The organism is Neorhizobium vignae (assembly GCF_000732195.1).
Taxonomy (GTDB): domain Bacteria; phylum Pseudomonadota; class Alphaproteobacteria; order Rhizobiales; family Rhizobiaceae; genus Neorhizobium; species Neorhizobium vignae.
This window is the reverse complement of the sequence record NZ_JNNU01000016.1, coordinates 12,780-24,991: the sequence shown is the minus strand read 5'-3', so window position 1 is coordinate 24,991 and position 12,212 is coordinate 12,780. Positions and strand designations below refer to the sequence as shown.

11 protein-coding genes are annotated in these 12,212 nt (G+C 60.8%); 5 read left to right on the top strand and 6 right to left on the bottom strand.

Translation table 11 applies throughout. The features are described from left to right. Position 1 precedes the first annotated feature (1 nt). From GQ59_RS23665 to GQ59_RS23645, 5 genes are all read left to right on the top strand, one after another. Complete coding sequence (locus GQ59_RS23665; RefSeq protein ID WP_037085925.1) at positions 2-907, top strand: sugar phosphate isomerase/epimerase family protein; 906 nt, start codon at positions 2-4, stop codon at positions 905-907. A gap of 78 nt (positions 908-985) precedes the next feature. Beyond that, the gene (locus GQ59_RS23660; RefSeq protein WP_037085922.1) at positions 986-2,218 is read left to right on the top strand and encodes an ABC transporter substrate-binding protein; all 1,233 of its coding nucleotides are present in this window, start codon (positions 986-988) and stop codon (positions 2,216-2,218) included. A 70-nt stretch (positions 2,219-2,288) separates the two neighbouring features. Then, positions 2,289-3,191, top strand: a complete 903-nt coding sequence (locus GQ59_RS23655) for a carbohydrate ABC transporter permease (protein ID WP_037085919.1) — start codon at positions 2,289-2,291, stop codon at positions 3,189-3,191. After that, on the top strand, positions 3,188-4,015 hold the full coding sequence (locus tag GQ59_RS23650) for a carbohydrate ABC transporter permease (protein WP_037085917.1): 828 nt from the start codon (positions 3,188-3,190) through the stop codon (positions 4,013-4,015). Before GQ59_RS23655 ends, GQ59_RS23650 begins: the two co-directional genes overlap by 4 nt. Further along, positions 4,012-5,082 (top strand): ABC transporter ATP-binding protein, encoded by a 1,071-nt coding sequence (locus GQ59_RS23645; protein WP_037085915.1) that lies wholly within the window; start codon positions 4,012-4,014, stop codon positions 5,080-5,082. Before GQ59_RS23650 ends, GQ59_RS23645 begins: the two co-directional genes overlap by 4 nt. 310 nt (positions 5,083-5,392) lie before the next feature. Here the strand turns inward: GQ59_RS23645 and GQ59_RS23640 are convergent, their stop codons facing one another. The 6 genes from GQ59_RS23640 to GQ59_RS23610 all read right to left on the bottom strand — a co-directional run bounded on the left by GQ59_RS23640 (position 5,393) and on the right by GQ59_RS23610 (position 12,029). Further along, positions 5,393-5,824 carry a YeeE/YedE family protein gene (locus GQ59_RS23640; RefSeq protein WP_037085913.1) on the bottom strand — a complete coding sequence of 144 codons (432 nt, stop codon included), beginning with the start codon at positions 5,822-5,824 and terminating at the stop codon, positions 5,393-5,395. Then, positions 5,821-6,231 (bottom strand): YeeE/YedE family protein, encoded by a 411-nt coding sequence (locus GQ59_RS23635; RefSeq protein WP_037085910.1) that lies wholly within the window; start codon positions 6,229-6,231, stop codon positions 5,821-5,823. The genes GQ59_RS23640 and GQ59_RS23635 overlap by 4 nt, the downstream gene beginning before the upstream one ends. Positions 6,232-6,502: 271 nt before the next feature. Next, a complete protein-coding gene (locus tag GQ59_RS23625) occupies positions 6,503-6,787 on the bottom strand; it encodes a hypothetical protein (protein WP_037086151.1) in 285 nt (94 codons plus the stop codon). A 257-nt stretch (positions 6,788-7,044) separates the two neighbouring features. Further along, a complete protein-coding gene (locus GQ59_RS23620; RefSeq protein ID WP_037085908.1) occupies positions 7,045-8,157 on the bottom strand; it encodes an ABC transporter permease in 1,113 nt (370 codons plus the stop codon). A gap of 3 nt (positions 8,158-8,160) precedes the next feature. Continuing rightward, positions 8,161-10,923, bottom strand: a complete 2,763-nt coding sequence (gene rbbA, locus GQ59_RS23615; protein WP_037086150.1) for a ribosome-associated ATPase/putative transporter RbbA — start codon at positions 10,921-10,923, stop codon at positions 8,161-8,163. Next, a complete protein-coding gene (locus GQ59_RS23610) occupies positions 10,920-12,029 on the bottom strand; it encodes an HlyD family secretion protein (protein WP_051904175.1) in 1,110 nt (369 codons plus the stop codon). The genes rbbA and GQ59_RS23610 overlap by 4 nt, the downstream gene beginning before the upstream one ends. Positions 12,030-12,212: the final 183 nt, after the last annotated feature.

Sequence of the window (12,212 nt, the reverse complement as noted above, 5' to 3'; positions counted from 1 at the left end):
TATGACCGGACAGTTAAACCATTCCATCCGTATCGGCACCATGATCAGCGCCACGAAAGGGCAGGCGGCCGCGCGGATTTCCCAGATCGCCGATATGGGCTTTGAGAGCTTCCAGCCCTTTTTCTGGCAGACCACCAACGGGCAGGACGTCGCCGAGCTTGGCAAGCGTTGCCGCGACGCGATCGGTTCGCGGGACATTACCATCTCCACCATCGGCATGTTCGGCAATCCGCTGGAAGAAACGGAACTCGATCTCGAGACGCTTCAGGGCTGGCAGGATTGCATCGATAACGCCCACCACTTCGGGGCCACCTGCGTTGCCGGCTTCACCGGGCGCATCCGCAACAGGCCGCTGACGGAAAGCCTGCCGCGTTACCGGCAAATCTGGAGCGAGCTTGCCCGCCGCGCCGCCGACAAGGGCATCCGCATTGCCTTCGAAAATTGCGCCATGGACGGCAATTGGGCGACCGGCGACTGGAACATCGCCCATAACCCGGATGCCTGGGAACTTATCTTCAACGAGACGCCGGACGAGCATATCGGGCTTGAATGGGAGCCTTGCCACCAGATGGTTTATCTCATCGAGCCCTTGCCGCAGATCCGCAAATGGGCACAGCGGATTTTCCACGTCCACGGCAAGGATGCCACCATCCGCTGGGACGTGATCCGGGAGCACGGCATTTTCGGAAAACAGCCCTTCGTTTTCATGCGCACGCCAGGTTTCGGCGACAGCAACTGGACCGACATTATTTCGGAACTGCGGTTGGCCGGCTGGTCCGGCTCCATCGACATCGAGGGATGGCACGATCCCGTCTATCGGGACGCCTTGGAAATGACGGGCCAGATTCACGCCTTGAACCATCTGAAACGGGCAAGGGGCGGCACATTCGTCGTCGATCCGGCCTGATGCGCAGGTCGGCTGGCCAATGTAGGAGCTCTGCGCCAGCCGGACGAGAATTGAGGATAACCAAGAAGGAGGAGAACCATGGGTATCCGCAGGACTATGATTTCCATTGCGTTGGCTTTGGCCAGTGCGTCACTTGCCGGATTGAGTGCGAGAGCGGAGGATGTGAAACTCGTTCTCTGGTCGCTGGACCGCGATATCCAGCCCGCGCCGAACCTCATTAAGGAATTCAACGCGCAGAAGAACGGCATCCAGATCGAATATCGCCAGCTTCAGTTCGACGATGTGGTGAGCGAGGCGATGCGCGCCTATTCTACCGGGAAGGCGCCGGACATCATCACCATTGACAATCCCAACCATGCCATGTTCGCGTCCCGCAAGGCTTTTCTGGATCTGACCGACATGATCCGGCAATCCAAGGTCATCAAGCCGGAGAATTATTTCCCCGGTCCGCTGAAATCGGTGACCTGGGACGAAAAATATTACGGGGTGCCGAAAGCGACCAACACGATTGCGCTTTACTACAACAAGGATCTGTTCAAGGCCGCAGGTCTCGATCCCGAAAAGCCGCCGCAGACTTGGACCGAACTGGTGGCGACAGCGAAAAAACTCACCAATCCTTCCAAGAACATCTACGGGCTCACCTTTTCCGCAAAGGCCAACGAGGAGGGCACGTTCCAGTTCCTGCCCTGGGCGCAGATGGGCGGCGCCACCTATAAGACAATCAACAGCGAAGGCGCCGTCAAGGCTCTTTCGGTCTGGAAGCAGATGCTGGATGAGAAGCTGGCCTCGCCGGACACGCTCACCCGAAGCCAATGGGATTCGACGGCCACCTTCAATGCCGGAAATGCGGCCATGGCAATTTCCGGTCCATGGGAAATCGACCGGATGTTGAGCGACGCCAAGTTCCAGTGGGGCACCGCTCTTCTGCCGGTGCCGAGCGAGGGCGCTCAGCGTTCATCCGCCATGGGCGATTTCAACTGGGCGATCTTTTCCAGCACCAAGCATCCGAAGGAGGCCTTCAAGGCGCTGGAATTCTTCGCCTCCAAGGATGTGACCATGTACAAGGATTTTGGTCAGCTTCCGGCCCGGTCCGACCTTCCGGTTCCGCCGACGGGCAATGCCCTGAAGGATTCAGCGCTCGCCACCTTCGTGGAACAACTGCGATATGCGCAGCCTCGCGGCCCTTCGCCGGAATGGCCGAAGATCTCGAAAGCCATCCAGGACGCGATACAGGCAGCCCTGACAGGCCAGATGGAGCCGAAGGCCGCGCTGGATCAGGCGTCTGCGAAGATTAGGTCGATCGGGGGCTGAGGCCGCCGCCATCCCAGTGACGGTCCGGCATCCACCACCGGACCATCATCCAGGCTTCAGCGAGGTTTCGATGAAAAGAATGTTCTCCAGCATTACGGATGGCCGTGGCTTTGACCTTGTTCTGGTCGGGGTGCCCTTCACGTTTCTCCTGGCGCTTTCAGGACTTCCGCTGCTCTACAACATCCTGATGAGCTTTCAGGAGGTGGATATGTTCAGCCTCGGCAGCGTCGTGCGCCCTTTCGTCGGCTTTAAAAACTATGTGGACCTGTTCACCCAGCCTGAAACCATGTCCATCCTCAGGAACACGATTGTCTTCGTGGTCGGGTCGATCACGGGGCAGTTCATCGTCGGCTTTGCGCTCGCCTTGTTCTTCTGGATCAATTTTCCCGGCGCATCCTGGCTTCGGGGATTGTTTCTCGTTTCCTGGGTCATGCCCGGCCTCGTCGTCGGTGCCATTTGGAACTGGATCCTGTCGGGTGATTTCGGCGTACTTAATTTCCTCTTGCAGCAAACCGGCCTGATGAGCGGCAATATCTTCTGGCGCTCTGACCCGAATTTCTCGCTCTGGGCGGTCATCCTGGCCAATATCTGGCTCGGCACCTCCTTCAACATGATCCTGCTCGCCACCGGTCTTGCCGCCATTCCAACAGATCTCTACGAGGCGGCGGAAATGGATGGCGCCAATGCCTGGCAGCGCTTCTGGACCATCACCCTGCCGATGATGCGCTCCACCATCGGCGCCATCATCGCGCTCGGCCTGATCTTCACCCTTCAACAGTTCGATCTGTTTGCCGCGATTACCGACGGAGGCCCCAACAATTCCTCCAATGTCGCACAATACTGGGCTTGGGATCTTTCCTTCCGCCAATATGATTTCGGAAAGGGCGCCACCATTTCCGTGATCATGACCGTCTTCGTGATGTTTGCCGCAACCGTCTATGTCCGTTCCACACGCCACGAGGTGCGCGGATGAGTGACGTCGCGCGAAACCGGCTGTTGCTCACCCTGTCCGTTGTGATGGCGGCGATCTATCTCTTCCCGCTCTACTGGATGTATGTGACAGCGCTCAAAAGCGGCTCGGAAATGTTTGCCACGCCGCCCAGCTTTTGGCCCTTGTCTGCCCAATGGAGCACCTTCGCCTATGTCTGGGAAAGCCGGAACATGGGACGCTATCTGTGGAACTCCACCGTCATCGCCTTCGGTGCGGTAACCCTGATCGCGGTCCTCGGCACCGGCTGTGCCTATGTGCTGGCACGCTATCGCAACATCTGGGTGGATATCGGGCTTTTCCTGATCCTGATGTTCCAGGTTCTGCCCGCCTCGCTGATGATAACGCCGATCTTCGTGGGCTTTTCTCAACTGGGGCTGCTTGAATATCCACGCTTTGCCGTTACCCTTGCCATTACCGCCAAAAGCATGCCCTTCTTCGTCGTGCTTGTGCGCGCAACCTTCATGGCCGTTCCGATGGAACTGGAAGAGGCTGCCTTGGTGGACGGCAATTCCCGCATCGGGGCCTTCTTCAATATCGTTCTGCCGCTGGCGCGCAACGGCATTCTGGTCAGCGCTATCCTCATTTTCATGCAGGCTTTCGGCGAATTCGTCTATTCCAAATCGATGATCCAGGACATCCAGCTGCAGCCCGCCAGCGTGGGGCTCAATTCCTTCATGGGGCCGAACACCAGCGAGTGGAACAACATCATGGCCTACGCCACCATGTATGTGACGCCCATCCTCGCCATCTTCGTTCTCTTGCAGCGCCGCATCGTGTCCGGACTCACATCGGGAGCACTGAAATGACCCATCAAATCGAACTCTCGGCCGTCAACAAATATTACGGCGCCTATCACGCGCTAAAGGATATCGATCTTTCCATCCGAAAGGGTTCGTTCGTTGCACTGGTCGGCCCGTCCGGCTGCGGCAAGTCCACGCTGCTGCGCTCGCTGGCGGGGCTCGAGACCATATCGAGCGGCGATCTCGTCATCGCCGGAAAACGCATGAACGGAGTGCCGCCCCGCAAGCGCGATCTGGCCATGGTGTTCCAGTCCTATGCGCTCTACCCACATATGACCGTCGAACAAAACCTGACCTACAGCCTGAAGATCAACGGAGTTGGAAAGGCGGAGAGAAGAAGGGCGGCCGCCGACGTCGCGGCGATCACCGGATTGTCGAACCTGCTGCACCGATATCCACGGGAACTTTCGGGGGGACAGCGTCAACGCGTCGCGATGAGCCGTGCCATCATCCGCAACCCCCAGGCCTTCCTCTTTGACGAACCGCTCTCGAACCTCGACGCAGCACTGCGTGTGCACATGCGCAAGGAGATCAGGGCACTGCATGATCGACTCGGCGCTACCTCGGTTTATGTCACACATGACCAGGTCGAGGCCATGACGATGGCGGATCATGTCGTCGTCATGCGCAATGGCATCATCGAGCAGCAGGGCAAGCCTCTCGATTTATATGACCGACCAAGCAATCGCTTCGTTGCCGGCTTCATCGGTTCGCCGGCAATGAACTTCATTCCGGCGCGATCGACGCCTGACGGTAGAGCCCTTGTTCTAGATCTTGCCGAGCCGCAAACCATTCCATTCGATAGTCCACTGCCGGCGGAGCGTGCCTTGATCGTCGGCATCCGCCCGGAGCACCTTACCCTGGCCCCGGCTGACACCGCCGGCTTCAAGGTGGATGTCGGGACAGTTGAAACGACCGGCGCGGTGACATTTATCACGACTGCCACCACGCCCGAGATTGTCATTGCCTTGAACGGCAGGAGCGTGCTGGTGACGGGCGAAACCATTCGGCTGACGTTTTCCGGACACCATGTCCATCTGTTCGACGCCGGGACCGAGCAGCGTCTCACATGATCTTCCTCGCGCGCTGCAGCGTGAGTTGATTGCCATCGAGTACCGACTGCTGACCCTGCCAGGGCCGCCCCGCCGACCTGGATCGTCTACGCCGCTGCTGGGAGGCACACGTGAAAAGCAGACCTCGCAGAAATGCGACATGGTCTGCAACCGTAGGCTTTATCATTGCGCGCTCATCTTGGCTAAAGTTCTCTGGTCACACCAATGACATAGAAGAGCAGCGGCGTCGTCAGGATGGACCCGCCTCCGAGCAGACCGAGCATGAAGCCGACAATCCAGCTGGAGCCGATTGCCGCCTAGATGGAGGTGCTCACGTCCGGCTGCTCCATACTCTGTCGTACAAGGTCATTCCCGCTAGCATGGCGATGACGAACAGTGCTGTCTGCGGGATTCCAACCGACAGGGACGCGACCGCCGGGCCGGGACAGAAGCCACCGAGACCCCAGCCCAGGCCGAACAAGGCCGAGCCGATCACCAGCGGCGCGTCGATCCGACGGTTCGCCGGCACCTGGAAGCTATCGTCGAAGGCCGGATGGCGCATCCGCTTCATCACCTGCACGCCGATGGAGGCGACGATGACGGCGCCACCGAGAACGAAGGCAAGGCTCGGATCCCACGTGCCGAACACGTCGAGGAAGCCCTGGACGCGGGCCGGGTTCAGCATGCCAGACAGGGCCAGGCCGAAACCGAAGACGATGCCGGAAGCGAGAGCGGCCCCGAATTGATGGATGTTCCGATTCATGGTCCCAGACCTCGAAGAACCGTGACGGCAACCACGCCGGCCGTCAGGAATGTGGCGACCGCGACCATCGAGCGCGGCGACAGGCGGGCAAGCCCGACCACGCCGTGTCCGCTTGTGCAACCCGATCCCATGCGCGAGCCGAAGCCGACCAGCAGGCCCGCGACGATGATCAGCGGCCAGCCGGCAGTAATCTGCACGGCAGGCCAGCCACCGAACACGAACAGGTAGGTAAGCGGCCCGAGCAGCAGCCCGAGCACGAACGCAAGATTGGTGGACAATCCGACGCCTTGGGCGAGGCGCCCGACAATCCCGCTGATCCCGGCAATCCGGCCGTTGAGGAGCAGGAGCATGACGGCCGATGTGCCGATCAGAATGCCCCCGGCCAATGAGGGGAGATATGCGTTCATTTGTCTTCCTTCACGCAGAAGAGGTCATAGAGGGCCAGTAGTGCGGTCTTCGCCCCCGTCAGCCTATAGAAATCTGTTTCCCTTCCCATCGGATTTCGACGATGCCGGAGCCAGGCAACACCGCCAGGTGCTGCGACAGATGCCGCTGGTGGACGTAGACCTTCTCTTCAAGATCACCCTCCGAATAGTCGCCTTCCACGAGCGTGCGATCGTCAGGCGCGCCGGTTTCAACGCAGCCTTGCCATCATTTTTCCAGGATGCATCCTGCCGCTTACCTTGGCGGGAACGCCGCATGCCAGGTTCGGACGTCCTCCGACGTCACATGGACGTGCCCACAGGAATCGAGCAACCGTTCATCGAACTTTGCGCTTGCGATCCGGCTGAAGACGTCGATGTATTCCTGTAATCTGAATTCGTCCGCGCGAGGGGGATCGGCAACTGCCTCAAGCGCGTCGCGGGCGACGATGACGATCTGATCGCCGGCACCCGAATCCATCACGAGCCGGCCTTCGTCGCCGGACGACATCAGAAATCCGGATTTCAGTTTCAGTGGCATGACATCCTCCTTCTCTGCTTCCTGCAGAGTAGTGATTGGAAAGGTATCGGCAGTGACGTAGATCAACGCTCAAATCTCGAAGCCGCAAAAGCCCTTCTCGAAGGCTTCCAGGCCGCCGCCGTCCTCGCCGACGCCTGGCCGGATAACAATCGGCTCTAAGGGTCACCATGGATCCCACTGTCGGCATCTTCTCTTGGGTTAGGTCGAGGGCAAGACAGCGGCCAGTGCTGTCCTCGATGTTGGTCAACGGACCGTTCTCATCGCAACGACCGACGAAATCCGAGCAGTGAAAACGCGAAGAGGCCCGCAGAGATGCTCGTGAGCCAGAGGAACTGCGGCCAGACCACCGAGAACCCGGCGCCGCGATAGAGGATCGCCTGGGCGAGCAGGATGAAATGTGTGTTCGGTGCGGCAAGCATGATCGTCTGGATCGCTTCCGGCATGCTTTCGCGGGGCGTGGTCGCGCCGGAGAGGATTTGCAGCGGCAGGAGCACCAGCATCAGCAGCAGGCCGAACTGTGGCATTGAGCCCGCAAGCGTTGCAAGCGCGATCCCCATGGCGGTCGCCGCCAGCAGGTGGAGTGCAGCTCCCGCCATAAACAGGACGATCGATCCTTCGATCGGAACCTTCAGCAATGCCTGAACCACGAAGATCAGCGAAAGCAGAGTGGCAACGAACACCACCAGCCCCATCGACCACACCTTTGCGGCCATGATTTCAAATGGCGTCAAAGGCATCACCAGAAGATGCTCCACCGTCCCATGCTCCCGCTCGCGGATGAGAGCTGTTCCGGTCAAGATGATCGCCAGCATGGTGACGTTGTTGATGACGTTCATCACCGATGCAAACCACATCTGGTTGAGTTGAGGATTGAACCGGGCACGCAATGCCAGATCCACTGACGGTATACGATCATCGATATCCGCGGCGGCAAAACCGGCGACTTCGGTCGAGACGATGTTCTGCACATATCCCGATCCGGAAAACGCCTGGGTCATTCGGGTCGCATCGACATTGAGCTGGATGACGGGGGATTTGCCGGCGATCAGGTCACTCTGGAAGTTCGGCGGAATATCGAGCGCGAACGTCTCCGTGCCGGCATCCATGCGGGCGTCCATCTCGCCCGCCGTGATCATCGCCGGCGGCTTGAAATAGGGCTTCAGGAAGGAATCGGCGATCCGACGCGAGAGCGGTGAACTGTCTTCGTCGACGATCGCGATCGGCGCGTTGTTCAAAGTCTCGGGAACAGCTTTTGCTTCCGTATAGACCGCGATCGTGAAGGAATAGACGATCAGCCCGAGCAGGATGGGATCACGCAGCAGGCCGCGCAGTTCCTTGATCCCGAGATGGAAGATGTTGGCGAGCCGCATCCGTCACCTCGCCTGTTTCTTGAGAAAGAAGGCGCTTGCCGCGATCAGCAGCGGCGCGGCGAGGATAAGCGGCAGGAAGGCCTCGATGAGGCTGTCGAAGCCGAGGCCCTTCGAAAAGGTTCCCCGGGAGATGATGTTGAAATAGGTGGTCGGATAGATCCGGCCGATGACCGCCCCGATGCCCTGCAGCGAGGAGACCGGGTCGATCATGCCGGCGAACTGCACGGCCGGTATGATCGTCATCAGCGTCGTCCCGAAGATCGCGGCGATCTGGCTCGACATGAAAGTCGAGACGAGCAGGCCGAAGGCGGTCGCGAAAGCGACATAGAGAAGCGCCGCCGTCGCGAAGGCAGCCAAGCTGCCGGTGAACGGCACCTGGAACACCAGGACCGCGAACAGCCACAGGAGCACGGCGTTCATCATGCCGAGCGCCAGGTAGGGAAGCTGCTTGCCAAGCAGGAATTCAAGTCGCGTCACCGGCGTCACGTAGAAATTGACGATCGAGCCGAGCTCCTTCTCCCGCACCACCGAGAGCGCCGCCAGCATGGCCGGGATCAAGAGAAGCAGCAGCGGAATGACGGCGGGCACCATAGCCACCAGGCTTTCGATGCCAGGATTGTAGCGGAAGCGGGTCTCGATCGAGAACTGCCCGTTTGCCGCATCGCCGTAGATCTCGCGCGCCTTCTGCGACAGCCAGTGGGCATGCATGCCCTGCACGTAGCCGCGCGTCGTTTCCGCCCGCTGAGGCATTGCGCCGTCAATCCACGCGCCGATCTCCACGTCGTGGCCGCGCGCGACATGTTCGGCAAAACCGGCGGGGATCTCGATCGCCAGCTTCAGCGTGCCGTCGCGCATGCGCCTGTCGAGATCGGCATAATCTGCAAGCGGTGGCTGCTCGATGAAATAGCGGGAACCGGCGATACTGGCGACGTAGTCGCGGCTGGCGACCGTATCGTCCCGATCGAGAACCGCAAAGGTGAGGTCCTTGACGTCCATGTTGATGCCGTAGCCAATGACGAACATCAGGATGACGCTGCCGATCAGCGCCAGTGTGGCGCGGATCGGGTCGCGACGGATTTCCAGGGTTTCGCGAAGGCTGTAGCTCCAGATGCGGCGCAGGTCGAAGGCGCGGTGCCGGCGTGTGGCGGTGAACTTGCCGCCGTCGTCCGCCGTCGATGATGCCGGTGCGGATGAAGCAGCTGTCTCGCCGATCGCATCTTCAAGATAGGCGATGAAAGCCTCTTCCAGCGTCGTGGCATAGCGGGTTTTGCGGATTGCATCGGGCGTATCGCTCACCAGCACCTTGCCGGCATGCATCAGCGATATGCGGTCGCAGCGTTCCGCCTCGTTCATGAAATGGGTGGAGATGAATATGGTGACGCGATCTTTGCGGGAAAGCTCGATCAGCGCCGCCCACAGCTGGTCGCGGGCGATCGGGTCGACGCCCGAAGTCGGTTCGTCGAGGATCAGCACCTCCGGCGAATGGATCAGCGCCACCGCAAGAGAGAGCCGCTGCCGGACACCGAGAGGCAAGCCCTCCGGCAGTGCTTCCATGACGTCCATAAGCTCGAAACGCCGGCCCATTTCCGCGATCCGGGCCGAAATCGTGTCGGCCGGTAGCTGAAACAGCCGCGCATGCAGGTCGAGGTTCTGCCGGACCGTCAGCTCTGTATAGAGCGAGAAGGCCTGGCTCATGTAGCCGACACGCCTGCGGACCTCCATGTCCTTCGGATCGACCGTTTTGCCGAACAGCTTCGCCGTACCTCCGCTTGCCGGCAGCAGGCCGGTCAGCATCTTCATTGTCGTGGACTTGCCGCAGCCGTTCGAGCCGAGGAAGCCAAAGATCTCGCCGCGGCGGATGCGGAAGCTGACATCGTCCACCGCCGTGAAATCGCCGAAGCGCATGGTCAGGCCTTCCGCCTCAATGGCAAAGTCCGCCGCGTCGAAATCTGCCGGTGGATGAAGCGCAATGGCCTTGTGTGTGGCCCGCCTCTCCTGCGGCATGAGCGCAATGAAGGCATCGTCGAGCGTGGCGGCGCCGGTATGGACAAGGATTTCGCGTGGCGTGCCGGTCGCCAGCACTTTTCCGGCATCCATGACCGCCAGCCAGTCGAAACGCGCCGCTTCCTCCATGTAGGCGGTCGCAACGATCACGCTCATCGCCGGCCGCTCCCTGCGGATATCGTCGACGAGGCTCCAGAACTGCCGGCGCGACAGCGGATCGACGCCGGTCGTAGGCTCGTCGAGAATCAAAAGGTCCGGATCGTGAATGAGGGCGCAGCAGAGGCCGAGCTTCTGTTTCATGCCGCCCGAAAGCTTGCCGGCGGGGCGATCCTCGAAGCCCGAAAGGCCGGTGCGTTTCAGAAGGGTTGCAATGCGGTATTCCCGCTCCTCTCGGCCCTGGCCGAACAGGCGGGCGAAGAAATCGGCATTCTCGAACACCGATAGCGTCGGATAGAGGTTCTTGCCGAGCCCCTGCGGCATGTAGGCGATGGCCGGGCAGGTGCGGTCCCGGTGGTGGGCGCTGCGCATGTCGCCGCCAAGCACTTCGACCTCGCCCGTCTGGACCTGGCGCGCGCCGGAAATCAGCGAAAGCAGCGAGGATTTGCCCACCCCGTCCGGGCCAATCAGCCCGATCATACGCCCGGACGGCAGGTCGAGACTTATGCCGGCGATGGCCTGCGTCTTGCCATAGGAATGGCCGACATCCGTCAGCCGCGCCACGTAGGTGGGTTCCGCCGGGGTGCTCTTCGCCTCCGGTCTCATGGGGTAATCGGCCGTGACAGGGCCGCCGGCCACTCTGCGGCGGGATCGAGTTTCACATAGGTCCGGCCCGGCAACCCGGTCTTGACCTGCGCGATATATTTCTGGAGCAGTTCCGGAGAGACCCGCGCCCGCAGGCGGAACATCAGTTTCTGTCGTTCCTCCTCGGTTTCCACCGTCTTGGGCGTGAATTGCGCCACATCGGACACGAAGGATATCCGGGCCGGAATGACATATTGAGGGGCGGCATCGAGAACGATGCGCGCTTCGCCGCCGATCGGGACGCGCCCGGCCTCCCCGGTCGGTAGGAAGAAGGTCATGTAGACATCGCCGACATCGAGGATGTTGAGCACGCGGCCGCCGGCGGCAACCACTTCGCCCGGCTGCGCCACGAGATATTGCACCCGTCCGTCGCGCGGAGCCTTGAGCTCGGAATCGCGCAGATCGGCGTCGATCCGCGCGACGGTTGCCTGTACCGCCTCGACCGAGGCCTCGGCATCGATGACCTGAGACTGCGCCGCGCCGATTGCCGCATCGGTCGCCGCAAGGTTGGCTTTGGCCGCCGAGACGGTTGCCACTCCGCCCTCGACCCTGGCGCGGTCGTCGTCCAGCAATTGTTCGGAAACCGATCCGCTACGGCTCATCTGCTCGCTACGGGCCAGCCGCTTGCGGGCTGATTGCAGTTGGACCTCGTTCTGGGAGACGGTTGCCGCCGCCGCTTGCTTTTCCGCCTGGCGCTGGACGACGAGGCTTTTCGCGGTTTCAATGGCGATCCTGGCTCTAGCAAGCTGGGCTTCCGCTTCCCGCTTCTGGGCGGCCAGCTGTTCGATATCCATGCGGGCGACGACTGCGCCGGCTTTGACCAGGTTGCCTTCCTTCACCAGAATATCGGAAAGCCGTCCGGGCGTCCGCGCCGCGATATCAATCTCGACTGCCTCGATGCGGCCGTTTCCACTGGCAATGCCCGGCATTGCCTCCGCCGAAAGTCGCATGTCATAATAGCGCCACGCGAAATACCCAAGACCCGCAGCAGCGATGATGGCGAGGCCAAATCTCAATTTACGGCTCAACACAGGCTCTATTCCTTTCAGGTGGGAACAGGTGTTCATCGGCCATTCCTGGCAGAGCCACCTTGACCGCAATAAGGCCAGGAAAGCTCGTCGCCCTCCGGCCTCTTACCACGTCGCGAATGCCCTTGGTCACGAGATCGAGCCAGAGAGGCTGAACGGCCCTCTCTGGCTGGGGCGAAAAAAGGCTGGCCGGCACTCCTGACGCAACTCGATGTGAACACG